This is a genomic window from Streptomyces sp. NPDC003016 (assembly GCF_053591455.1).
Genome location: NZ_JBSFTV010000012.1, coordinates 106149 through 129208 on the forward strand (window position 1 = coordinate 106149; position 23060 = coordinate 129208).

Sequence of the window (23060 nt, forward strand, 5' to 3'; positions counted from 1 at the left end):
CGCGGGTCACTTCTCGGTTCCGCCGATGCGGGCGGCCCACGGCATGCCCATGTAGGCGAAGGAGGTGGGCGCGCCGCTGATGCGCTTGTTCATGAACATGCGTTCGTGAGTGGTGGCGAGGTAGATCGCCGGGACGGTGGGGGTGAAGAGGGCCTGGGCCTCGGTGTAGGCCTTGGCCGACACCGCGGGGTCCGAGGACGTACGTGCCCGCCCGAGCAGCCGGGTCACGTCGGCGTCGTCGTAGCCGGTCCAGTTGAAGAGCCCGCGCGGGGTGACCATTTCCGACACGTAGGACGCCGGGTCCGGCATGCCGACGTAACCGAAGGTGAGGATCAGGTCGATGCCCTGCCGGATCGAGGGGTCGTAGAAGAGGGAGGACATCTCGGTGGGCTGCAGCTGCTTGATCCGGATGTCGACACCCAGTTTCCTGGCGACGGCCTGGAGGAACGTCAGGGTCTGCAGGCCTTTCTGGTCGCCCGCCGGGATGGCTGCCACCAGGGGCCGTGACACGGGGCCCGCTTGGTCCATCAGTTTCCTGGCCCGCTCCGGATCGGGCTTCGGCACGGCCGGCAGTGCTTCGTATGCGGCGTCGAGCTGGGCGGCGGCCGGATCGCCGCGCCACGTGAGCGGCGGGACCAGTGACTTCAGGGGCGTGGCGTCGCCGCCGAACACGTTCTTGATCAGCGCGTTCCGGTCCAGGGCGTGTGACAGCGCGTCCAGGAGCCTGCGGTCGGCGGCGGGGGACTTCGCGCTGCCGGGGATCAGCAGGACGCTCTGGGTGGACGGGCCGAGGTAGGTCGCGCCGTTCTCCGCCTTGGCGAGCGCCGTGGCGCTGCTGGGCGGCAGTTCGTAGGTGCCGTCCACCTCGCCGGAGAGAAGCGCGCTGGTGAGCGTGTTGCTGTTGGTGATGAATTTGAAGACGATCTGGCCGGCCTTCGGCTTGAGCCGGGGGTCCCAATAGGCGTCGTTGCGTTCGAGGGTGATGCTGTCGCCGGACTTCCAGGAGGCGATTTTGAACGGTCCGGTGCACATGACTCCGCCCTTGGCGGTGCCGTAGGCGGCGCCGGCCTTCCGGGTGTACGCCTTCTGGTTGACCGCGCCGAACGACGTCGACAGCGCCTTGAGCAGGGACTGGTCGTACGTCTTGGTGCGCAGTGTCACCTGGTGCGGGCCCGTGACCTTGATCGACGTCACCGCGGAAAGGTAGTTCCCGTACAGCGCCTGCGTCTTCGGGTCGGTCTGCCGTTCCAGGCTGTGGACCACGTCCTCGGGTGTCATGCGGGAGCCGTCCCAGAACGTCACGCCGGCCCGGAGATCGAGTACCAGGGTGCGGTCGTCGGTCCATGTCGTCTTCCGGGCCAGGCCGGGGCTCAGGGAGAAGTCCGCGTTCATCCGCATCAGCGTGTCGCAGAGGTTCGCTTCGACCGTCTGGGGCGAGTAGTCACCGACCTTCGCCGGGTCCAGGGTCGTCGGCTCTCCGTAGGGCAGCGCCCAGGTGAGGCGGTCGACGGCGCCGCTACCGGGTGGGGTCGTGGTGGTGAGCCGGATTTTCCGGGGTGTGCCGTTGCCTCCGCCGGACGCGGACGTGCAGGACGCCGTGGCCAGCAGACCCACGCTCATGAACACCGTCAGCACCGGTCTTTTCGCAGCCATGGCTGATGCTCCTTGCCGAGGAAGAAGAGGGGAGGGAGGAGGAGCGCTCGCCGTCGAGGCATGTGAGTGGCGGCAAGTCTTCATAAACGAACGTCATATAACGTTGTTGCATGTCACGCTTCCACCTGATGGGTGAACGAGTCAAGCCCCCTGCCTGCCTTCTCGGGGAATTCCGGCAGGGCAGCGCGCACCGCGGACCGGGGCGGCGCCCGGCGTGGCGCCCGGGGTGGTGCATCGACGCAGAGGCAGGTACCTTCTCCGTCCGTACCGCCGCACCGCGCGCACTCCCCCTGCGACCCTGTCGCAGGCCCCCGCCCTGCCGCTTCGCGGCGGCCATGGCGCCGCCGGAACCACCGCGCGCCGTCCGGGCCGCGACAACCGCCCCGCTCATGACAGAGCCGCCGCGTCGAGCGGCCGCCCTTCGTCACGCACGCCCGCTTCCGGGGCGCGCCTTCACCCACCGTCGGCGAGCACGTCGCACCACACCCATGGAACGGAGTCCCACCATGCCCTTCACTCCCGCTCTCGTCTTCGCGTTCGAGATCCGAGCCCACGTCACCGAGACGCTCCACATCGGCCACGGGGACGGGGAGACCACCGAGTTCACGCCCATCACCGGAGGCAGCGTGGAAGGTCCGCTGCTGCGCGGACAGGTGCTGGCGGGCGGGGGCGACTGGAGCAGCACCCGGGGCGAGGTCTGCGAGCTCGACGCGCGCTACCTGATCCGGGCCGACGACGGGGCGGTGATCGACATCGTCAACCGCGGGTACTACAGGCCGAAGTCCGACAGCCCGGACCAGTACGACGGCGACCTCCAGGTCTCGGAGACCGGCCACTACTACCGGACCTCTCCGGTCTTCCGCACGGATGCGCCCGCCCACCGGTGGCTCGCCGAGACGGTCTTCGTGGGGCTCGCCCGCCCCGAGGGCGAGGACGTCGTCGCCATCCGCATGTACGCGGTCCGGTAGGACTGCACCGGCCCTACCGGTCCTACCGCCGGTGGCCGGCGCGGTACCCGGCCCGCTCACCGGCGGCTTCGGCGGCAGTCACGCGCCCGCGTCAGGACAGCGCCCGCCACGCGTGGTTCAAGGTCTCGCGGAACCGGACGATCTCCTCAGGACCGAGACCTTGGACCATGCGCTCCTCGAGCCGCCGCGCCGGTCCCGCGTACTCGGCCAGGAGCCGACGGCCCGCGTCGGTGAGCAGGACGACTTTCTCGCGCCGGTTACGAGGGTTGGGCTCGCGGCGGATCAGACCGCGGCTCTCCAGCGCGCGGACCATGTCGGCCATGGACTGGGCCGTGACGAAGGAGTCCCGGGCGAGCTGCGCGGCGGACCGTCCGTCGTGACGTTCCAGCACGGTGAGGGCCGTGTACTGCAGCGCCGTGATGCCGGCAGGCTTGAGCAGCTCTTCGAGCCGCGCGCGGACAACCAGTTCGGTCCGCTTGACCAGATAGAGCAGCGAGGGACTTCCCGCTCCTCTCGTCGCCACGGACTCCACAGCTGCCTCCACGTCACGCCCCCACGAGTTGCCGACCGGATTTTCGGTGCGCCCACCCTAGGCCATTGACAGGAATCCTGAGTATCGACCACACTCCGAACCGACAGGATTCCTGTCGATCACTGGGCGGCCCGCCGCGATGCCCCCGGAGGAGAACGGGCATTGCGGGACCGCTTCCGAGCACGTGGTCCTCTCCCCGACCCGCCCGGCGCCCGGTTTCCGTCGGAGCGCCCCGTCCACAGACCGTCAGAGAGGTGCATGAAATGGATCTGCACGGGAAAGTCGCCGTCGTCACCGGAAGCGGTCGCGGCCTCGGCCTGGGGTACGCCCAGGCCCTCGCCACGGCCGGAGCCGCTGTCGTCGTCAACGACGTCGACCGCGACGTGGTCGACGCCGCGGTCGCCGCCATCACCTCCGCGGGGGGCAGGGCCGCAGGCGTCGTGGCAGCGGTCGGCGACAGCGAGGCGGCCGAACAGCTGGTGGAGACGGCCGTGCGGGAATTCGGCCGTCTGGACGTGCTCGTCACCAACGCGGGCATCCTGCGCGACCGGGTGCTGTGGAAGATGACCGACGACGACTTCGACGCCGTCGTCAGGGTCCACCTGCGCGGCACCTTCACGTGCGCCCGGGCGGCCGCGGTCCGGATGCGGGAGCAGGGAACCGGCGGCCGTCTCGTCCTGATCTCCTCGCCGGCCGGGCAGCGGGGCAACTTCGGCCAGACCAACTACGCCGCCGCCAAGGCCGGCATCGTCGCGATGGCGCGGACCTGGGCCCTGGAGCTGGCCAGGGCCGACATCACCGTCAACGCCGTCGTTCCCGTCGCGGCCACCGAGATGACCAAGACCATTCCGGCCTTCGCTCCGGTCATCGAGGAATCCGAGCGCACCGGCGCCCCGCTGCCGGACTGGCTGCGCAAGGAAGAGGGCCTGGGCACGGTCGAAGACGTCACCGGGCTGATCACCTTCCTGGCCTCGGACTCCTCCAAGGGCGTCACCGGGCAGGCCATCGGCATCGGTGGCGACCGGCTGGCCCTGTGGGCGCACCCCAAGGAGAAGACGGTCGCCTTCAGCGACGGCGGCTGGAGCGCCGACGCGATCGCCGGGAAGTGGCACGACGGCGTCGGCTCCGAGCCCGAGACCTACGGCATCCCGGCGCCCCAGGCACCGGAGGCCTGAGATGAGCGGCCTCGCCCCCGACCTCGCTCACCACCTCGCCGTCGACATCGACGAGCTGACCGCCATCGACGTGCACACCCACGCGGAGATCTCCAAGGACGGCCACGGAGCGCTGAGCCCCGAGCTGTTCGGTGCCTCCGAGGAGTACTTCAAGGCCCATGGGCACCGGCAGCCGACCATCGAGGAGATGGCCGCCCACTACCGTGAACGCCGCATGGCCGCAGTGGTGTTCACCGTGGACGCCGAGCACGCCACCGGGCACCCGCGCATCGCCAACGAGGAGATCGCCGAAAGCTGCGCCGTCCACTCCGACGTGCTCATCCCCTTCGCCAGCGTCGACCCCCACAAGGGCCGGGCCGGAGTGCGCGAAGCCCGCCGTCTGGTGGCGGAGTACGGGGTGCGCGGCTTCAAGTTCCACCCCAGCATCCAGGCATTCTCCCCCGACGACCGGCTCGCCTACCCGTTGTACGAGGCCATCGAGGAACTGGGCGTACCCGCGCTGTTCCACACCGGCCAGACCGGCATCGGCGCCGGCGTCCCCGGCGGGGGCGGTATCCGGCTGAAGTACTCCAACCCCATGCTGGTCGACGACGTCGCCGTGGACTTCCCGCAGTTGCGGATCATCCTGGCCCACCCGTCGTTCCCCTGGCAGGACGAGGCGCTGGCGGTGGCCACCCACAAACCGCACGTCTACATCGACCTGTCCGGCTGGTCGCCGAAGTACTTCCCGCCGCAACTGGTGCGGTACGCCAACACCCTGCTCAAGGACAAGGTCCTCTTCGGCTCCGACTACCCCGTCATCACCCCCGACCGGTGGCTCGCCGACTTCGACAAGCTCGACATCAAGCCCGAGGTCCGGCCGAAGATCCTCAAGGACAACGCCGCCCGCCTCCTCGGCCTGCTCAAGGACTGAGGGAGCCGCCGTGTTGAACCAAGGGATCGGCTCCTGGCCGGCGCGCCGGGCCCGCAAGACCCCGGACCGGACCGCCGTCGTTCACGAGGACCGCGCGTGGACCTACCGGGAACTCCACCAGCGGGCACTGCGCCTGGCCCACGCCCTGCGCGCCCTGGGAACGGGGCGCGGCGACCGGGTCGCGTATCTGGGCCCCAACCATCCGGCCTTCCTCGAAACGCTGTTCGCCGCCGGTGTGCTCGGCGCGGTCTTCGTCCCGCTCAACACCCGGCTGACCGCACCGGAACTGGCCTACCACCTCTCCGATTCGGGCAGCGCCGCCCTCGTCCACGCCCCCGAGCAGGCCGAGGCCGCCGCCGCGGCCGCCGCCGGCACCCCGGTGCGCCACCGCATCGCACTCGACGGCCCCCACTCCGACGCCCTCGGCTACGAGGACCTGCTCGCCGACCACGCCGCCGAGCCGCTGGACGAGGCCGTCGCCCCCGACGACCCCTGCATGATCATGTACACCTCGGGAACCACCGGCCGCCCCAAGGGCGCCGTCCTCTCCCACGCCAACATCGCCTGGAACAGCGTCAACGTCCTCGTCGACACCGACCTCGCCGGGGACGAGGTGACTCTGGTGACCGCCCCGCTGTTCCACACCGCGGGGCTCAACATGACCTGTCTGCCCACCCTCCTCAAGGGCGGCCGCGTGGTGCTGCTGAGCGCGTTCGACCCCGACCGCGTCCTGGAGCTCATCGAGAACCGGCATGTGACGTGCATGTTCGGCGTCCCCACGATGTACGACGCCATGGCCGCCCGGCCTCGCTGGGCCACCACCGACCTGTCCAGCCTGCGCACCCTCAACTGCGGCGGTGCGCCGGTCCCCGAGCGCACCATCACCGCCTATCTGGCCCGCGGCCTGGCCTTCAGCCAGGGGTACGGCATGACCGAGGCGTCCCCCGGCGTCCTCTACCTGGACCAGGAGCAGACCTCGGCCAAGGCCGGATCCGCGGGCGTGCCGCACTTCTTCACCGACACCCGCGTGGTCCTGCCCGACGGCCGGGACGCCGCACCGGGAGAGAGAGGCGAGATCCTCGTCTCCGGCCCCAACGTCATGACGGGTTACTGGGGCCGGCCCGAGGAGACCGCGGACGCCTTCACCGGCGGCTGGCTGCGCACCGGTGACCTCGCCCGGCTGGACGGCGACGGCTACGCCTACATCGCCGGCCGGGTGAAGGACATGTTCATCTCCGGTGGGGAGAACGTCTACCCGGCCGAGGTCGAGGACGTGATCCTGGGCCACCCCGGCGTCGAGGAGTGCGCTGTCCTCGGCGTCCCCGACGCCAGGTGGGGCGAGGTCGGCCGTGTCGTCGTCGTCCTCAAGCCGGGAGCCCGTGCCGAGGAGCACGACATCCTCGCGTTCCTGCGCGGCAGGCTGGCCAAGTACAAGATCCCCAAGTCCGTCGTCTTCGCGGACACGCTGCCCCGCACCGCGTCCGGGAAGATCATCAAGCCCGCCCTGCGCGCGGTGTACGCACCGGCCTCCGCCGACCACCCCTGACCCCCGCGAACTCCCCCAGAAAGGGCCTTGCCCCATGCCCACCACCACCAACGGCCCCGACGAGCTCAAGGCTCTGGCCGGAACCGACCTCGGCCGCACGGGCTGGCTGGAGATCACCCAGAGCCGGGTGAACACCTTCGCCGACGCCACCGGTGACCACCAGTGGATCCACACCGACCCCGACAAGGCCAAGGACGGGCCCTTCGGCGGCCCCATCGCCCACGGCTACCTCACCCTGTCCCTGATCATCCCGCTCTTCAACGAACTGCTGGAGATCACCGGCATCTCCATGAGCGTCAACTACGGCTTGGAGAAGGTGCGCTTCCCCAGCCCCGTGCCGGTCGGCGCCAAGGTCCGCCTGCACGGCACGGTCGACGCCGTCGAGGAGGTCAAGGGCAACGGAGTGCAGATGCGACTGACCTTCACCGTCGAGGTCGACGGCAGCGACAAGCCCGCCTGTGTGGCCCAGGCGGTCTACCGCCACTACGCCTGACATCGGCCGTCGCCTCGCGGTCCCCCTGAGAAGACCGTGAGGCGACTGACCCCATGACTCCGACAGCCACCCATCTGCTGGTGCTGGTCAAACACGTCACCAGCGCCGAAGCGGCCTACTTCGGCGCGACCTCCGGCCGGCCGTTCGATGCGCCGGCGCTCTGGATCACGGGCGACGCCGAGCCGCACTCGGGCATGTCGGCGACGGCCGACGAGACGCGTGAGCAGATCGTCGGGCTGTACCGGGAAGTGTGGGCCCCTCGGACGCGACGACCGAGTCGCTGCCCCTCGACCCGATCGGCCGAGTGCCCGGGAAGAAGCGGCTGGAGCTGACGCTCCACCGGATGCTCGTCCACATGATCGCCGAGACTCAGCGGCACGCCGGGCACACAGACATCGTCCGGGAACCCGTCGACGGGACCGCGCGACTGCGGAACGGGAACGACGACACGGCGCCCGGCGACCCGGCATGGTGGGAGAACCATCGAAGCCGACTGGAGCGCACAGCTCAGGAGGCAGACCCTCGCCGCGCTCATTGGCCCACCGGTCGACGGCTGATCACTGCGCACTGCCCGCGACGCGCCGGCTGGCACGTCTGTCCCACCCCACGGATCCCGGCTTCCGGATCAGGTCACCTGAGTCCGGACGTCATTGAAGGCAGTCGGCTCCAGCAGGCCCGGACTCGACGCGAACACCCACACGACGACGAGGAGCCCCGCCCCGCCACAGATCCCGCCGCCCGCCGGGCCTCCCCCGCTGCGGCACGGGCTGGAGACTGGCCAGAACCGGACAGGTGACCTCGGCGTACGAACAGTGGTGATCGCCGCATAATGCCGCGCGGCGCGGTATGCCGGGCGCGGGTGGCGACGGCAGGACGGTCCACGACTGGAGCGTCCAGCGGTCACACTCCGAAAACGGCGCGGGGTGAGGACTGCCCTGTGGGGCGGCCGGGACCGATGGGACGTGTGTGCAAAAGCCACGACGTCAGTACCGCGCCGGGGGCGTGGTCTGCCAGGGCCCAGGGGCCGGCAGGATCGCGCTCCCTGACGGGCCATTCACCCCTGGACGGCCGTGAGCAGCGGAAAGGGAGTCCCATACTCCGACTGCTGGAGGACGAGGCTGCCGAACAGGACTCCATCGCTACCGACCCGGTGAACAGCTGATGTCCCATCAGCAAACGATCGCGGTACTTCACCGCCCCACAACGACGCGTCCGCTCCGCCGGCCCCGCCGCCACGAATTTCGTGGGCCACAACCGCCGCGGCGGGCTTCGCTCCGCCGCGGGGAGCACACCCCCGACGGGCGCGCGCAGAGCGGCCGAAAGGCGCCCTTGTTGACGCCCCGGCCGCACCGCAGGATTCCTACCACGCCGATTGACAGGCTCATGACCGCTACGGATGGTCATCCTGCATCGGCGTTCTGATGGGCCCGCCCACCCAGCGGGCCCCGGGATCCCCCACCGGAGGATGTAGTGAACTTCAAGCGCCTCTCCCCCCTCGGCGGCATCACGAGACGTGCACGGCTGATCGCCGTCGCATCGACTCTGCTGACCGTCTCCGCGCTTGCCACCCCGATCGCCGCGGCCGAACAGGGCGACGACACACGGGCCACCGCCACCCAGCTCGCCCAGACGGACGACGCGGTACTCGGCGCGAACGTACCGGGCACCGCCTGGTACACGGACAAGGCGTCGGGCAAGGTCGTCGTCACCGCGGACAACACCGTCTCGGCCGCCGAGATAGCCAAGATCAAGAAGGCGGCGGGCGCACAGGCCGACGCCCTGGAGATCAAGCGCACGCCCGGCACGTTCAACAAGCTCATCGCCGGCGGCCAGGCCATCTACAGCGGCAGCGGCCGTTGCTCGCTCGGCTTCAACGTCCGCAGCGGCACCACGTATTACGCCCTCACCGCCGGCCACTGCACCAACGGCACCGGTACCTGGTACACCAACTCCGGCCGGACCGCGGTGCTCGGTTCCACCACCGGTTCCAGCTTCCCGAACAACGACTACGGCATCATCCGCCACTCCAACGCCTCCGCCGCGGACGGCCGGGTGTACCTCTACAACGGCTCGTACCGGGACATCACCGGCGCGGGCAACGCCTCCGTCGGCCAGGCCGTCCAGCGCAGCGGCAGCACCACCGGCCTGCGCGGCGGCACCGTCACCGGCCTCAACGCGACCGTCAACTACGGCGGTGGAGATGTCGTCTACGGCCTCATCCAGACCAACGTCTGCGCCGAACCCGGCGACAGCGGCGGCGCCCTGTTCGCCGGCAGCACCGCGCTCGGCCTGACCTCCGGCGGCAGCGGCAACTGCTCCTCCGGCGGCACGACGTTCTTCCAGCCGGTCACCGAAGCGCTCAGCGCCTACGGAGTAAGCATCTTCTGACCCACGCGGCAACAGCCGGCGGGCCCCTTCGGGCGGTCCGCCGGCTTCTGCGTGCCTAGGCCGTCGGGCGCCGCCGACCGGGCCGGGCAGGCCGGCAAGGACACCCTGACCGCCTTCGCGAACGTCTGCCGCGACTGCGCCCGGGAGCACCCCGGCCGCCCCCGACACCCTGCTGCGGAACCGGCCCGCACCCTGACCGGAGCCCCGTACCAGCCGGAGGCCGCCGTCTGCGCGGCACAGCGGCACACTGGTGAAGCCGGACAATCCAGTTACTTCGGCCAACAGGCTGGGGCCATGCACACCGAGCACCAGTGGATCACCACACCCCTCACCACGGACCTCCTGCGCGGCGCCCGCTGCGGTTCCGGGCTACGGGGGACCCCGCCGAGCACACCGCCGGAAAGCTGACGCTCGACGTCATCCGGGAGGAGCTCGCCCGCATCGTGAAGCAGCGTGCGGCCGACGACCGGAATCTGCACTGTCTCGACGGCCGCGACCTCTACGGCGAGGCGGACTTCGCCGAGCTGCCGCTGCCCGACCAGCTCCACCCGGATGCCGCCGCGCACCGCCGCGTCGGCGAACGCCTCGCCGCCCTGGCCTTCGGCACCGGCGGCCCGTTCATCACCGGCCGTGTCCGGGACACCCACTCCTGATCCGGCTCCGGACAGGAACTAGCCCTTCAGTCGCTCATGCAGTTCTTCCGCATCGGCGAGGAACCAGGTCTGCCGCCCGCGGTTGCATTCCCGGACGAAGTCCCGCAACGCCGAACTGGACGCCAGGTGCCGGGAGATGTCGCCGAGGACGACGACGCCCACGCGGTAGTTGACGAACTTCTGGATGATCTCGCCGGCGACACGGGTGCGCAGTTGGAAGAACGTCTCACCGAGCCGCCCGGCGGGGATGACGACCCACTGAACGCCCTGGTAGGCGGCGTTGCCCACGAGATCCAGGACGTCGCGTTCGCCGCCGATCGCCTCGCCCTCGGGGGCACACATCAGGACGGGCACGTCATGGATCGTCTGCAGGGTGCTCATGGAAGCCGAGGTTAGTTCCGGATACGGACGCGGTCGACGTGATTCTCCGGACAGAGGCCCCCCTGTCAGCGCAGGTCGAACCGCATCAGGATCCGGGGATGGCCGGCCAGCACCGAGGTGGTGTCGGCGGCGTGGACGAACCCGGCGCGCTCGAAGTTCTTCCGGATCCCGGCGTACGCCATCGTCATGTCGACCCTGGCGTCACCGTTGTCCAGGGGGTACGCCTCGATCGCCGGTGCGCCGTGGGCGCGGGCGAACTCGACCGCACCGGCGATGAGGGCATGCGAGATCCCCCTCTTCCGACAACCGGGGCGTACGCGGATGCACCACAGCGACCAGACCGGCAGGTCGTCGACGTGCGGGATCTTACGGTTGCGCGCGAACGAGGTGTCCGAGCGCGGTGCCACGGCGGCCCAGCCGACCGGCTCGCCGTTGTCGTGGGCGAGCACCCCCGGAGGGGGTTCCGTACGGCACAGCTCGGCGACGTACTCGCCGCGGGCCGGCCCGCGGAGCTCGTTGTTGAGCTTGGACGGGATCCGGTAGCTCAGGCACCAGCAGACGTTGGCCCCGGGTGACTTCGGGCCGAGCAGCGTACGGACATCTTCGAAGACCGAAGCCGGGCGGACCTCGATGGTCATGGCACCACGATGTCACGGCATGCGCGGCGGCGCCGCCCAGTATGGCGGCTGTGGTGACAGTGCCGTGGAAGACATGGGCACGCCTGCCGTAACCGAAGCCGGCGGGCCGGCCCTTCGGCTCATGAACCGTGGGTCTGATCTGCCGCCCTCGCCGGCCAGGTCCGCGTCGGCCTGCACTGCGTACAGGAGGACAGGATGCGGCCCCGGGCGCCGTCGGCCGACCGGCGCCGGTGACGTTCGCAGCCGGTCTTCCAGCTGGCGAACCGCCCGGGAAGGTCTCGGCAGGGGGACCCGGTCCGCACCCGGGCACGGCTCCGGCCGCACCCGCTCCGCGTTCGTCGGATCACCCCGCCCTCTGCCAGGTCTGACGGCCGGACACGTCCTCAGGGGGCGATGGGCAGCCGGCGCTTGTGGTCGGTGAGGCGGTAGCGGCTGACGATCGTTTCGAAGACCCGCTCGTCCACCGGCTTGCCCTCCAGGAAGTCGTCGATGTCGTCGTAGGAGACCCCGAGCGCGTCCTCGTCGGCCTTGCCCGGGTCGAGGTTCTCCAGGTCGGCCGTCGGGGTCTTCCACACCAGCTCGGCGGGTGCGCCCAGCGCGTCCGCGACGGCGCGCACCCGGCGCTTGGTCAGGCCGGTCAGCGGGACCAGGTCGGCGGCGCCGTCGCCGAACTTGGTGAAGAAGCCGGAGACCGCCTCGGCGGCGTGGTCGGTGCCGACGACCAGGCCGCCGTGCGCGCCGGCCACCGCGTACTGGGCGATCATGCGCTGCCGGGCCTTGATGTTGCCGTGCACGAAGTCCTGGTGGTGGGCGTCGCGGAAGCTCACGCCGGCGGCCAGCGAGGCTTCGAGCGCGGCGTCGCTCGCGGGCTTGATGTCCACGGTCAGCACGTGGTCGGCCCGGATGAAGGAGAGCGCGAGCTGGGCGTCGTGCTCGTCGGTCTGCACTCCGTAGGGCAGTCGCATCGCGTAGAACCGCGCCTCGTGCCCGGCGGCCCGGGCCCGCTCGACGGCGAGCTGGCACAGCCGGCCGGCGGTGGTGGAGTCGACGCCGCCGCTGATGCCGAGCACGAGGGAGCGCAGACCGGTGGAGGTCAGCCGCTCGGCGAGGAAGGCCACCCGCCGTTCGATCTCCCGCTCGGCCTCGAAGGTCTCGGCGACCTGGAGTTCCCGGGCGATCTCCTGCTGCAGGGCGATGGACGCCGGCTCGCTCACGTCTGCTCCTTGTTCCGGTTCACGATGTGCTGCCGCGCCCACCCTACCCAGGGGGTCCGGCGGGTCTTGACCGACGGTCCGACGGTCGCCGGGGCGCGAGACCGGGGGCCGGGCCGTCCTTGCGCCAGGCGACGGCATGACGGCCCGCGGGTTCGGATCCGGGGGAACGGGGGCATCCTGCCGGCAGCAGGCGGGGTGGTCCGACAGACCACGAGTGGTCACGGCCGGACCTGCGCCGCCCCGGTCCTGTTCCGACGCACAGGCCCTGGTGCGGAGGATGCCTGCTGTGTCACGACTGCCCCACCCGTAAAGCGCACTGCGTCACCGCACACCAGCCCTCGCCCGTCCATTCCGGCGGCCGTCTCCACGATCACGCCCCTCACCACCGGGCCGTCACCACCGGCCGGACCCTCACCACCGGACCCTCACCGGCGGGCCAGGCTGGCACCACGCCACGGCGTACCGCGCTCGTCGGTGGGCCCGCCGGCTCCTGCACGGCGGCGACTTTCGGCCGTCGCTCCCCCAGTCCAGCGGGGCGCCGCCCGCCCCTCGTGCCGCCCGCTGTCTCTCCCGCCCCACCCGGCCCACCAGGAACGGCTGACAGGCGCCCTGCCCCATCCCACCCCCACGCCCGGATCCTTCAGACATGGGGGATATCGACCTGCCACAGACCGACGAGGAATGGGCGGCGCTCGCCCGGCACATCGACGCCGAACAGGCACACGACGAAGGCGCCACCGCGGCCGGTCCGCCGGCCGGACCCGACTGCCCGGACTGCGGACTGGCCGGTGACCGGTACCTCACCCACTACAACCGGTGGATCCTCCTCGAACCGCTCCCCGCCCTTCCCGCGCATGCCATACCGCCCCGGCAACGGTGGCTCATCGGCAACAGCACCGACGGCGAGGGCCTCGCGTGGAACACCGGCGACGAGGAACCCCGGCCCGGAACGGAGTGCCGCATCGCGCACCGCCTGGTCTGCCCCGGGATCCGGCGTGGTGATGTCCTGCCGTGGCTGGCGGCGCTGCGGGAGGGGAACCGGCTCCGTGCGGCACGCCTGGACGCGAGGCGCACCCCGCCCGACAGCCTGCCCGACGCCGGGTGACCGTTCCGGCCCGGCGTTGCCGGCGTCCTCGGCCGCCGTGGACGGAACGGGCGCGGCCCGGTCCCGTCGTCGAAGCCGGCGCGGGCTCCGCTCCCGCCCGGCGGCGTCCTGGTCACCTGACGCGAGTGCCCTGATCACGTAGGGTCGGCGGATGGCGAAATATTTCGACGTGCACCCCGAGAACCCTCAGCGGCGCACCATCAGCAACGTGGCCGACGGTGTCCGCTCCGGCGAGCTCATCGCGTACCCGACGGACTCCTGTTTCGCACTGGGATGCCAGCTGGGCAACCGTGACGGCCTCAGCCGTATCCGGTCGATCCGGAACCTCGATGATCGTCATCACTTCACCCTCGTGTGCCAGGACTTCGCACAGCTGGGCCAGTTCGTGCACATCGACAACGACGTCTTCCGCGCGATCAAGGCGGCGACGCCCGGCAGTTACACCTTCATCCTCCCCGCGACGAAGGAGGTGCCGCGCCAGCTGCTGCATCCCAAGAAGAAGACGGTCGGGGTCCGGATCCCTGACCATGTCGTCGCCCAGGCCCTGCTCGCCGAACTCGGCGAGCCACTGCTCTCCAGCACCCTGCTCCTGCCCGACGAAGACGAGCCGCTGACACAGGGCTGGGAGATCAAGGAACGGCTCGACCACACGGTGGACGCCGTGCTCGACTCGGGTGACTGCGGCACCGAGCCGACCACGGTCATCGACTTCTCCAGCGGCGAAGCCGAGATCGTCCGCCGAGGGGCGGGCGACACCTCACGGTTCGAGTAGCCGCCCCGCCGTCATCGCCATGCGCCGGGGCACCGGTACGACGCCCCGGCCGGTGGACGGCGGTCAGGAGGGCAGAGGGCGTAGGGGCCGGGTGGGCGTAGATGCGGCGGCCGGGCTCGCACCGTCAGGCGTGGCCCCCCACTGCTTCGCCGATCCCTCCATCAGCACGATGTTCGGCGCGTCCACCGGGGTGGTGCCCGGTGTCGTCGCCGAGGAGGGGTACGACCAGTCGTTCGCCGTGTTCCACGCCCCCGTCGAGCTGATCCGGAACTGCACCTCCTTGCGGTACGCCGACTGCCCGGCCGGGGCGATCGTCGCGGCCGAGCAGTCCACGGTCACGTAGTAGACGTTGTCCTTGTACTGCGTGGGTCCGGAGATCTTGCCGCACTGGTTGTAATGGGTGCTGTAGCTGATCTGGCCCGGCGTGACGCCCGGTTCCAGGGTGAAGTAGTAGCGCAGCGAGGCGTCGGTCAGCGCCCGCGCCGGCCACGCCGACTTGTTGACGAGATACGCCTTGATCTCCGTGAAATTCGACCCGGCGGCGTTCACCGACGCCTGTACGGAGATCTCCGGGCCGTCCGGCCGCTCCGCCTTCGGGAAGTCGGCGAGCGGGCTGCCGCCGTACTCTCCGTGCAGCCGGGCCAGCGCCCCGGTGAAGGCCGCGTTGTAGTCGGTGGCGACCTCGTTGTTCACGTAGTTCGACCGGTCGTCGGTGTACCTGTCGTCCGGCGCGCTCGGCCCCCCGACCAACGCGCCGTACAACGTGTGCCTGCTCTCGACCGGGCTGTTGATCTGGTCCGTCCACGATCCGTGGGCGGTGCGGTGGTGCGGCTTGGCCGGCGGGTTGGCGCCGAAACCGACGACGTAGCTGGACTTGCGCGGGTTGTCGCCGAGCGCGTAGTTGATCTGCCGCACCGCGAAGTCGTGGTAGCGGGTCTTGCGTTCGCTGTCGCCGGTCAGCCAGTCGGAGTACTGGAGTGCCGCGAAGGCGGTGTTGGCGGCGTACCGCAGTGAGCCCCAACTGTCGAGGACGGCCTGCCCTCCGGGCGAGTACCGCACCCGCTGACCGTTGACACCGACCGTCCACCAGTCGAGCCAGCGGTTGGCGTCGTCGACGTACTTCTGCTTGCCGGTGAGCTGCGCCAGCAGCACGTACGCCCCGTAGGAGTTGTCGTCCCAGGACAGGGTCCAGCGGTAGGAGCGGGTGGTGGTCTGCGGCTCGGTGGAGAGGTTGCCGTAGTACGACTCGGCCTTGGCCAGGTAGGACGCGTCGCCGGTGGCCTTGTGGAGCCAGATCGCGCCCCACACGAGCTCGTCGTGGTAGCCGCTCCAGGAGTTGTAGTACGACTTCGCGTCGGTGATGCAGTCGCTGTACTTGCCGCGGTAGGCGTCGGCGAAGGCGTACAGCTGCTTGGCGTGCGTGACCAGCTTCTCGGCGTAGGCCGGATCGCTGTCCTTGAACACCATCGACGAGGAGGCCAGCGCCGCGGCGGTCTGGCCGGCGAGGTCGGAGCCCGGACAGGAGGCGTCGATCTTGTACGCGGGCCGTGCCATCGGCATGACCTCGGCCGGGCCCCACCACTTGTGGTCGTCCGCTCCGTTGCCCACCTGCCCGTACAGGACGTTCGGAGAGGGGTGTGCCTTGAGGAAGTAGTCGTTGACGAAGCGGAGGTTGTTCTTCAGGTGCGGCAGTTGTCCGGAGGAGGTGTACGCCGCCTTCTCCTCCACCCCGCCCCAGGCGAGCATGGTGGCGGAGAATGCCATCGGCAGGCCGAACTTGACGTGGTCACCGGCGTCGTACCAGCCCCCGGCCAGGTCGAGGCCGACGTCCTTGCCGTCGTCCAGTCCGGAGTCGCCGCGCCAGCTGACGCGGTTGGTGCCGGGGATCTCGCCGGACTGCTGGGCCTCGTAGAACAGGATCGACTTCTGCAGTGCCTCGCCGTAGTTGAAGGCGGGTGCGGCGGATGCGGTGGTCGGCAGCGTCAGGGGAAGGAGGAGGCCGGCGGCGACCGTACCGGCGAGGGCGAGGGCGGTGGTACGGCGCGGACGCCGTACGGTTCTTCGGTCTCTTCCAGGTTTCAGGAGCAGGAGGGTGAGCGCGCGCAACGGAGTGTTCCCTTCCGTACGTCGGCCGGGCCTGGTCGGGCGGGCCGGTGGGGGGCCGGGTGGGCCTGCCCGCCCGGCGCCGTCGAGTGGCAGCCGGGCGGACAGGGGCTTGTCGTGGAACGGTCGCGGCCCGTCAGGCGGGCGGTGTGCCCCAGGCGTGGCGGGTGCCCGTGTAGGCGGGGATCGCCGGGGCGTCCGCGTACGCCGTGGCCGTCGAGCGGCTGTAGTCGTCGGCCTCGTCGAAGTTCGACCAGTCCGACTTGCTCATCCGCACCTGGATGTCACCGGTGTCCTTGCCCGCCGCGAGGGAGCCCCCGGCGAACGACACCTCCAGGTAGGCGTCCGCGCCCGCGACCGGGGTGGTCAGCGGGACGACCTTCAGCTTCACCTGCGCACACCCGACCGCCGCGTAGTCGCAGAACGCGCTGACCGACGGCGCCCCGCCGTCGCGGGTGAAGTAGTAGCGCGCCGAGACCGTGCTCAGGTCGAGGGAGGCGGATCCGGTGTTGACGACCTGGAGACCCGGGCGGACGGAGTTGTCCGTGGCCGAGCCGTCGTTGTTCTTGTAGCGGACCTTCAGCGCGCCCGACGGGCCGCCACCACCACCGTCTCCGGCCCCGGTCGTCACGCTCAGCGCCGCCGACGGCGCCGACACGTTGCCCGCCGCGTCCCGCGCCCGCACGGTGTAGCTGTACGCGGTCGAGGGCGAGAGGCCGGTGTCCGTGAACGACGTACCGGCCACCGGCGTCGTGTTCACCTTCGCCGTGCCCCGGTACACGTCGTACCCCGCCACGCGCACGTTGTCCGTCGACGCGCTCCACGACAGCGACACACTGCTCGCCGTCTTCGCCGTACTGCTCAGGGCAGTGGGCGCGGTCGGCGCGGTCGTGTCCGTCGGGTCCGGGTCACCGCCACCGTCCCCGTACACATCGGTCAGGCTGATGCCCGTGGTACTCCCGGCGCCACCGAGCGGGACCTCGTGGTCGAGGCTGACGAACTTGCCGCCGTGCTGCCACAGGGCCGGCTTCAGCAGGGCGTACTTCTCCTCGTCCCACGACTTCCAGTCGCCCAGCAGGAGACCGCCGGTGTCACCGGAGTTGGGGTTGATGCACCAGAAGGTCTGGTGGATACGGTTCTCCACGATGAGATCGCGCAGCGCCTTCATCCACTTCTCGTTCGGTCCGCCGTCGAGGAAGCCGCCCCATTCGCCGATGAGGAGCGGCGACTTGTTCTCCTTGTGCAGGTAGAGCCAGTTGGGGTCCCAGACGTCCCGCTCCAGCGTGGTGCGGTCCCAGTTTCCGGTGAACCAGGGCTGCGCGTGGACGAGCGGGCCGTAGTCGTGCGGGGAGTACACGAGCTGGTCGCTGTTGGCGCCGAGGTCGACCGGGTGGTCGCGTACGCCGCGCAGGTTGCCGCCCCACCAGGTGGAGTAGTAGTCGGTCGGGGTGGTCGAGGTCCAGCTCACACCGGCCTTGGGGTACACCTCGATGCCTTCGCACAGCACCAGGACGTTCGGGTTGATCGCCAGGATCCGCTTGCCCGCGGTCTCACAGGCGTACTTGAAGTTGTCCTGGTCGGTCGAGCCGTCCCACTTGGCGCGGATGGCTTCGTTGGCCTTGCCGTGCGGCTCGTTCTTGATGTCCATGGCGACGAGGGTGTCGTCGGCCTTGTAGCGGGCTGTCACCCACTCCCATGCGGCGTAGAACTGCTCGGACGTGATGGCGCCCTTCCACCACACCGGGTAGTTGTGACCCGAGTTGTCGGCATCGGCACTGTGCACGTCGAGCATCACCTTGATGCCGTACTGCTCGCACAGGCGCAGCCAGTAGTCGAAGACCTCCAGCGAGGTCTTGCCGGCGATCTCGGGGTTCGCGAAGTTGTTCACGCCGGACGGGACGGCCGCCTGGCCGTTCTTCCACTCCAGCAGGAGCTGCGTCGAGATCGGTACCCGGACCATGTTGATGCCCCGGTCGGCCATGGACTCGGTGATGCCGGTGATGTTGCCGGACCACAGTCCGTGGAAGACCCGTTCCGAGGCGTTGAAGCCGAACCAGTTGGCGCCGGTGAGCCAGACCTCGTCCCCGTTCTTGTCGACGATCTTGTTGCCCTCGGTGTGCAGCCAGTCGTCACCGGCCGCGGCGGCGCCGTTCGCCGCGTCCTCGGCCACCGGGACTGCCTCGGCCGCCTCGGCCGCCTGGGCCGCCGCTCCGCCCGTGAGGCCGCCCACCGATATGAGTCCCGCGGTCATGACCGCGGCAACCAGCCTTCGGAGGTGCCGTCTTCCTCTTCGTTCGCTTCGTTCGCTTCGTAACTGTCCCGACTGTCCCACTGTGTGCCGCCCTTCCGTCTGTAGCGGGGAGAAAGGAGTTGCACGTGCCGGATTGGGAGCGCTCCCATAATGCAATGGGAGCGCTCCCAAAGGGTTCGGCCAGGACTGTAGGGGCGCCCCGCCGCGCTGGCAAGAGAAGTTGCGCGTTCGCGGGGATACGCGTGGAGTGGCGGGAACTCCCTTGCACCGCAAGGGCGGCGAGGGCGAGGGCCTCCTGCCGCCCGAACGGGTCAGTACGCCACAGAGGACCGAGTCCGGGAGTCTCTCAACGGGTGCTGTGCGCGGCACGCCACTCGGGTGCGAGCACCGACCAGATCTCAGTGTCCTGCCGTACGCCCCGGTAGGGGTCGTTCTGGCGCTGCACCCCGTCGAGGCTCATGCCGAGCCGCTTGGCCACGTTGATGCTCGCAGTGTTCTCGGAGGACACCAGCCACTCCACCCGGCGCATTCCGCGTTCCAGGACCGCCCAGTCGATGATCACGCGTACCGCCCGGGTGACCAGGCCCCGTCCTGCCGCGGCCGGTTCCAGCCAGCAGCCGGCCTCGCAGTTGCCCGTGTGCGTGTCGAAGACCCTGAAGAGGACGCCACCGACGAGGAGTCCGTCGAGCCGGATGCCGTACAGCCGGCCGGTGTCGGCCGCGGTCTTGTCGGCGTACACCTGGAGCCAGTTCCGTGCGGACTCCAGGTCGGCTGTGATGTCGGGGAGTCCTACGTACCGGCCGATGTACTCGCGGCCGCGGTCCATGTGGGCGAGGAACTCCCCGGCCTGCCAGGGCTCCAGCGGCCGCAGCTCAGCTCCGTCACCCAGGGGTATCGCGAACATTCTCATCCTCCACAGGGCCGTGAACGGTCCCTGGATCCTCGCACGGCCATCTGCGCGTTCCGGTGGCCGGTTCCAGGTACTTGGCCACCCGCTTTCGGTGTGCTCCCCTCGGTTCCCGGTGCCGGACCGGTCCGAGAGGTGACAGGCCCTTCGCACCACCCGAGTTCCGCCGTGCGCACCCGGACGGCGGGCTCCCCCGAGGGCCGCATGCGGGATGCGGACCCCACCGGGGCGGCCCTGCCGGCCTCACCACCTGGAAAGGGGTGGGCGCGGAAGTCAAGTGGCTGACGGCGGTTGCCGCCCCGGGGTACTGCCCGAAGGGGCGGGGCCCTCCCGGGTGGACCAGATGAACCAGGTGGACCGCGTGGCCCGCGTGGACCGGTCAGGCGGGCGGTACCGCTTCGACGCGTTCGGCTGCCCGGCCGCGATCGCTGGTGGGTGGCGTCGTGCGGGTGTCGGTGCGGGTGGCACCGATCCCGGCGATCACCACACACATGACACCGGCCGCGGAGACGGGGCCAGGGATCTGCCCGAGGGCTGTCACGCCGATGACGAGTGCGACGGCGGGCTCCAGGCACATCAACGTGCCGAAGGCAGTGGTGGTGAGCCGGCGCAGGGCAAGGAATTCGAGACTGAAGGGGACGACGGGGTGGAGCACGGCCAGCGCCAGGCCGGTGAGTACCAGGGGCCAGGTCACATTGCCCAGTTCGGAGGGTCCGGCGGCGAGGGTGGCGACCAGGCCGGCAACGGGCATGGAGACGGCCAGCCCGCTCAGGCCGGTGACCCGGTCCCCGACGCGCCGGGTCAGCAGGATGTAGGCGGCCCAGCAGACCGCGGCGGCGAGGGCGAATCCGACCCCGGCCGGGTCGATGGCGCCGCGCCAGGGCTCGGTGAGCAGCACGACCCCGATCGCGGCAGGAAGGGCCCACACTCTGCGCCTGCCTCTGCCCGCGTACACGGCTACCGCGAGTGGTCCGAGGAACTCCAGGGCACTCGCGGTTCCGAGGGGGATGCGGGCGACCGCGCACATGAAGAGGATCATCAGTCCGGCCGTTGCCGCGCCCAGCGCGACGGACGCCAGCAGGTCCTCGCGGGTGAAGTCCGAGGGCCGGGGCCGGACCAGGGCCAGCAGAAGGACACCTGCCCACGCGAGACGCAGCCACGCGGTGCCCAGGGGCCCCAGCTGATCGAACAGGTTCACCGAGAGGGCCAGCCCCAGCTGGACGCAGAACATGGACGCGATGGCCATCACGGCCCCGCCGCCGGCTCCGCCGGGCGGGCGCAGACGGCCGGCGGTGAGTCGGAGGGTGGATTCCGGCGGGGTCATGGGGGTCAGTAGACGGTCCGCGCATCGTTGATGTCCACGTGCCGATCATGGACATTCCGTTCGGGAAACCTGAACAATGAGGGGATGGAGACACGGCGACTGGAGATGCTGGCGGAACTGTCGCGGCTGGGGTCGATGCGCGCCGTCGCGGATGTGCTGGGAACCACGACTTCGACGGTGTCCCAGCAGATCGCCACCCTGTCCCGGGAGACGGGCACAGTGCTCATCGAGCCCGAGGGACGCCGGGTCCGGCTGACACCCGCCGGCCGCCGACTGGCCGAACACGCGGTGACGATCCTTGCCGCGGTCGAAGCCGCGCGTCTCGACCTGGGCCCCGCGGCGGAGCCCAACGGCACCTTGCGAGTCGCCGGATTCAGCACCGCCATCCGTACGTTTCTGCTGCCCGTCATCACCGACCTCGCGGCCGGCCACCCGCGGGTGCGGGTCCTGGTCCGGGAACACGAGCCCGCCGAAGCCCTCGCCCTTCTGGCCACGGACGAGGCGGACCTGGCGCTGACCTACGACTACAACCTGGCCCCGGCCACCGTCGACCCCGCCGTCCGGACGACACCGCTGTGGACGGCGAAGTGGGGCCTGGGTGTTCCCGCCCGCATCGATGTCCCGGCCGGCGCCACGCTGGACGTCTTCGCCCGGTTCGCCACCGCAGAGTGGATCACCAACTCCCGCAACACCGCCGACGAACACGTCGTCCGCACCCTCGCCTCCATGGCGGGGTTCAGTCCCCGGGTGACCCATCGGGCCGACAGCCTCGACCTGGTGCAGGACATGATCGTCGCGGGCATGGGCGTGGGGCTGCTGCCCATGGGCCATGAGACTCTCCCCGGCGTCCGGCTGCTCCCCCTGACGTCCCCGGACGTCGAGCTGCGGTCGTACGCCGTCGCCAGGCACGGCCGCCTCGACTGGCCTCCGCTCGCCCTGGTGACCGATCTCCTCACCGCGCACACCGACCGCCGCACAGTACAGCCGGGTACGGATGCGTATATTCGGCTGCCCTGAAGCGGTGACCGAGCTTCCGACGTGGTGTTACGCCAGAGGATGGAACGTGGAAGAGAAGCAGGAAGAGGGTCCGATGACGACGACCGCCCGTGCGAGCGTGCAGCACGAAGACGACCAGGTGCGTGTCACCCGCTGGGATTTCGAGCCCGGCACGCGCACCGGCCACCATGTGCACGCGTACGACTACGTCGTCGTGCCGGTGGTGGACGGCCACATCAGCGCGTTCGCCCCGGACGGATCGGTGAGCGAGTCGCACCTGCGCGCGGGACAGTCGTACGCCCGCCCCGCAGGCGGTGAACACGATGTCGTCAACACGGGCGGAGCCTGGCTGGCCTTCGTCGAGATCGAACTCAAGGGCTCCTCTCCGCTCTCGTGAACGCCGTGCCCCGGACGGAAAAACAGGCCGGCAACAGGACGACGGGGCGGGAAGGCCAGTGCGAGAGACGTATTCCCGCCCGGGGCATCCCGAGCGAAGGACGGTACAGGTGGCGGACAGCAGCACGACCGGCCCGGGCCGCGGCACGGACGGCCCCTCACGTACGCCGGCCTCGCTCAGTGCGCAGGCGCGCCAAGCGGTCCGGCAGCGGATCGTCGACCGGCGCTCTCCGCAGGGCTCCCGCCTCGTCGAGCGGGAGGTCGCCGAGGAACTGGGACGGCGTGTGCTCGGCCGAGGCACTGCGCCGGGTCGTCGAGGTGAACCTCGCGCGCGGCGCGGATGTCATCAAGACGCGCGTCAACGAACGCGCGGGCTGCCCGACCAGGACCCGCTGACCCAGGTGTACGCGCGCGAGCAGTTGTCCGAGGCCGTCGCCGCGGACGGTTACCGCGTGGCGGCGCACGGCGGCGCGGACGTCATGGGCCTCGCCCACGCGGACTTCGAGCCCGGCTCCCCGGCCGACTTCGTTCTCGTACGCGGCGAGTGCCTGCCGCAGGTCGTGGTGGACATGCCGCAGCGCGACATGGTGGTGCACGGCGGCCGCATCGTGGCTCGTGACGGAGAGCCGGTCGGCTGAGGCCCGTCTTCGAA

General features: G+C 70.3%; 19 protein-coding genes and 4 pseudogenes. 13 read left to right on the forward strand and 10 right to left on the reverse strand.

The annotated features are described in order from the left end of the window. Positions 1-6 precede the first annotated feature (6 nt). The gene (locus ACWDZ4_RS12965) at positions 7-1653 is read right to left on the reverse strand and encodes an ABC transporter substrate-binding protein (RefSeq protein WP_451508445.1); all 1647 of its coding nucleotides are present in this window, start codon (positions 1651-1653) and stop codon (positions 7-9) included. A 506-nt stretch (positions 1654-2159) separates the two neighbouring features. On the opposite strand from ACWDZ4_RS12965, the gene ACWDZ4_RS12970 reads away from it, so the two are divergent. Then, positions 2160-2621, forward strand: a complete 462-nt coding sequence (locus ACWDZ4_RS12970) for a DUF3237 domain-containing protein (protein ID WP_451508446.1) — start codon at positions 2160-2162, stop codon at positions 2619-2621. A gap of 91 nt (positions 2622-2712) precedes the next feature. On the opposite strand, the gene ACWDZ4_RS12975 is transcribed toward ACWDZ4_RS12970, so the two are convergent. Further along, positions 2713-3144 carry a MarR family winged helix-turn-helix transcriptional regulator gene (locus tag ACWDZ4_RS12975; RefSeq protein ID WP_451508447.1) on the reverse strand — a complete coding sequence of 144 codons (432 nt, stop codon included), beginning with the start codon at positions 3142-3144 and terminating at the stop codon, positions 2713-2715. 272 nt (positions 3145-3416) lie between these two features. On the opposite strand from ACWDZ4_RS12975, the gene ACWDZ4_RS12980 reads away from it, so the two are divergent. The 7 genes and pseudogenes from ACWDZ4_RS12980 to ACWDZ4_RS13010 form a co-directional block, all read left to right on the forward strand. Beyond that, complete coding sequence (locus ACWDZ4_RS12980; RefSeq protein WP_451508448.1) at positions 3417-4328, forward strand: SDR family oxidoreductase; 912 nt, start codon at positions 3417-3419, stop codon at positions 4326-4328. Position 4329: 1 nt separating this feature from the next. Beyond that, positions 4330-5241, forward strand: a complete 912-nt coding sequence (locus ACWDZ4_RS12985) for an amidohydrolase family protein (protein WP_451508449.1) — start codon at positions 4330-4332, stop codon at positions 5239-5241. Between the two features lie 10 nt (positions 5242-5251). After that, a complete protein-coding gene (locus ACWDZ4_RS12990; protein ID WP_451508450.1) occupies positions 5252-6787 on the forward strand; it encodes an acyl-CoA synthetase in 1536 nt (511 codons plus the stop codon). 34 nt (positions 6788-6821) lie between these two features. Continuing rightward, complete coding sequence (locus ACWDZ4_RS12995; RefSeq protein WP_451508451.1) at positions 6822-7280, forward strand: MaoC family dehydratase; 459 nt, start codon at positions 6822-6824, stop codon at positions 7278-7280. 53 nt (positions 7281-7333) lie between these two features. Next, a pseudogene (locus ACWDZ4_RS13000) lies at positions 7334-8076 on the forward strand (mycothiol transferase). A 674-nt stretch (positions 8077-8750) separates the two neighbouring features. After that, positions 8751-9668, forward strand: coding sequence for a S1 family peptidase (locus ACWDZ4_RS13005; protein ID WP_451508452.1), 918 nt, complete (start codon positions 8751-8753; stop codon positions 9666-9668). Between the two features lie 353 nt (positions 9669-10021). Beyond that, a pseudogene (locus ACWDZ4_RS13010) lies at positions 10022-10321 on the forward strand (lipase); the annotation flags it as partial. An 18-nt stretch (positions 10322-10339) separates the two neighbouring features. On the opposite strand, the gene ACWDZ4_RS13015 reads toward ACWDZ4_RS13010, so the two are convergent. From ACWDZ4_RS13015 to nadE, 4 genes and pseudogenes are all read right to left on the reverse strand, one after another. After that, positions 10340-10702 carry a DUF4180 domain-containing protein gene (locus ACWDZ4_RS13015; protein ID WP_451508453.1) on the reverse strand — a complete coding sequence of 121 codons (363 nt, stop codon included), beginning with the start codon at positions 10700-10702 and terminating at the stop codon, positions 10340-10342. Between the two features lie 65 nt (positions 10703-10767). Continuing rightward, positions 10768-11340 carry a GNAT family N-acetyltransferase gene (locus tag ACWDZ4_RS13020; RefSeq protein ID WP_451508454.1) on the reverse strand — a complete coding sequence of 191 codons (573 nt, stop codon included), beginning with the start codon at positions 11338-11340 and terminating at the stop codon, positions 10768-10770. Positions 11341-11490: 150 nt separating this feature from the next. Further along, positions 11491-11645 (reverse strand): annotated as a pseudogene (locus ACWDZ4_RS13025) (IS5/IS1182 family transposase); the annotation flags it as partial. Positions 11646-11723: 78 nt separating this feature from the next. Continuing rightward, complete coding sequence (nadE, locus tag ACWDZ4_RS13030) at positions 11724-12554, reverse strand: ammonia-dependent NAD(+) synthetase (protein WP_451508455.1); 831 nt, start codon at positions 12552-12554, stop codon at positions 11724-11726. 646 nt (positions 12555-13200) lie between these two features. Between nadE and ACWDZ4_RS13035 the strand changes: the two genes are divergently transcribed. Both ACWDZ4_RS13035 and ACWDZ4_RS13040 read left to right on the forward strand, forming a co-directional pair. Continuing rightward, entirely contained in the window at positions 13201-13659 is a 459-nt protein-coding gene (locus ACWDZ4_RS13035; protein ID WP_451508456.1) for a DUF6083 domain-containing protein, read from the forward strand. A gap of 151 nt (positions 13660-13810) precedes the next feature. After that, complete coding sequence (locus tag ACWDZ4_RS13040) at positions 13811-14431, forward strand: L-threonylcarbamoyladenylate synthase (RefSeq protein ID WP_451508457.1); 621 nt, start codon at positions 13811-13813, stop codon at positions 14429-14431. A 63-nt stretch (positions 14432-14494) separates the two neighbouring features. Here the strand turns inward: ACWDZ4_RS13040 and ACWDZ4_RS13045 are convergent, their stop codons facing one another. The 4 genes from ACWDZ4_RS13045 to ACWDZ4_RS13060 form a co-directional block, all read right to left on the reverse strand. Next, positions 14495-16537, reverse strand: coding sequence for a glycoside hydrolase family 9 protein (locus tag ACWDZ4_RS13045; RefSeq protein ID WP_451508458.1), 2043 nt, complete (start codon positions 16535-16537; stop codon positions 14495-14497). Between the two features lie 133 nt (positions 16538-16670). Continuing rightward, positions 16671-18785 (reverse strand): cellulase family glycosylhydrolase, encoded by a 2115-nt coding sequence (locus ACWDZ4_RS13050; RefSeq protein WP_451508459.1) that lies wholly within the window; start codon positions 18783-18785, stop codon positions 16671-16673. Positions 18786-19131: 346 nt separating this feature from the next. Continuing rightward, positions 19132-19689 (reverse strand): GNAT family N-acetyltransferase, encoded by a 558-nt coding sequence (locus ACWDZ4_RS13055; protein ID WP_451508460.1) that lies wholly within the window; start codon positions 19687-19689, stop codon positions 19132-19134. A gap of 382 nt (positions 19690-20071) precedes the next feature. Continuing rightward, positions 20072-21016, reverse strand: coding sequence for an EamA family transporter (locus ACWDZ4_RS13060; RefSeq protein ID WP_451508461.1), 945 nt, complete (start codon positions 21014-21016; stop codon positions 20072-20074). A gap of 84 nt (positions 21017-21100) precedes the next feature. On the opposite strand from ACWDZ4_RS13060, the gene ACWDZ4_RS13065 reads away from it, so the two are divergent. From ACWDZ4_RS13065 to ACWDZ4_RS13075, 3 genes and pseudogenes are all read left to right on the forward strand, one after another. Continuing rightward, the gene (locus tag ACWDZ4_RS13065) at positions 21101-22033 is read left to right on the forward strand and encodes a LysR family transcriptional regulator (protein WP_451508462.1); all 933 of its coding nucleotides are present in this window, start codon (positions 21101-21103) and stop codon (positions 22031-22033) included. Between the two features lie 46 nt (positions 22034-22079). Next, positions 22080-22409 (forward strand): cupin domain-containing protein, encoded by a 330-nt coding sequence (locus ACWDZ4_RS13070; protein ID WP_451508463.1) that lies wholly within the window; start codon positions 22080-22082, stop codon positions 22407-22409. Between the two features lie 454 nt (positions 22410-22863). Next, a pseudogene (locus ACWDZ4_RS13075) lies at positions 22864-23046 on the forward strand (cytosine deaminase); the annotation flags it as partial. Positions 23047-23060: the final 14 nt, after the last annotated feature.

Excerpts from the sequence above, each read along its gene's own strand:
- ACWDZ4_RS12965 (WP_451508445.1), bottom strand. The coding sequence starts at position 1,653 with ATGGCTGCGAAAAGACCGGTGCTGACGGTGTTCATGAGCGTGGGTCTG.
- ACWDZ4_RS12970 (WP_451508446.1), top strand. The coding sequence starts at position 2,160 with ATGCCCTTCACTCCCGCTCTCGTCTTCGCGTTCGAGATCCGAGCCCAC.
- ACWDZ4_RS12980 (WP_451508448.1), top strand. The coding sequence starts at position 3,417 with ATGGATCTGCACGGGAAAGTCGCCGTCGTCACCGGAAGCGGTCGCGGC.
- ACWDZ4_RS12985 (WP_451508449.1), top strand. The coding sequence starts at position 4,330 with ATGAGCGGCCTCGCCCCCGACCTCGCTCACCACCTCGCCGTCGACATC.
- ACWDZ4_RS12995 (WP_451508451.1), top strand. The coding sequence starts at position 6,822 with ATGCCCACCACCACCAACGGCCCCGACGAGCTCAAGGCTCTGGCCGGA.
- ACWDZ4_RS13015 (WP_451508453.1), bottom strand. The coding sequence starts at position 10,702 with ATGAGCACCCTGCAGACGATCCATGACGTGCCCGTCCTGATGTGTGCC.
- ACWDZ4_RS13020 (WP_451508454.1), bottom strand. The coding sequence starts at position 11,340 with ATGACCATCGAGGTCCGCCCGGCTTCGGTCTTCGAAGATGTCCGTACG.
- ACWDZ4_RS13035 (WP_451508456.1), top strand. The coding sequence starts at position 13,201 with ATGGGGGATATCGACCTGCCACAGACCGACGAGGAATGGGCGGCGCTC.
- ACWDZ4_RS13040 (WP_451508457.1), top strand. The coding sequence starts at position 13,811 with ATGGCGAAATATTTCGACGTGCACCCCGAGAACCCTCAGCGGCGCACC.
- ACWDZ4_RS13050 (WP_451508459.1), bottom strand. The coding sequence starts at position 18,785 with ATGACCGCGGGACTCATATCGGTGGGCGGCCTCACGGGCGGAGCGGCG.
- ACWDZ4_RS13055 (WP_451508460.1), bottom strand. The coding sequence starts at position 19,689 with ATGTTCGCGATACCCCTGGGTGACGGAGCTGAGCTGCGGCCGCTGGAG.
- ACWDZ4_RS13060 (WP_451508461.1), bottom strand. The coding sequence starts at position 21,016 with ATGACCCCGCCGGAATCCACCCTCCGACTCACCGCCGGCCGTCTGCGC.
- ACWDZ4_RS13065 (WP_451508462.1), top strand. The coding sequence starts at position 21,101 with ATGGAGACACGGCGACTGGAGATGCTGGCGGAACTGTCGCGGCTGGGG.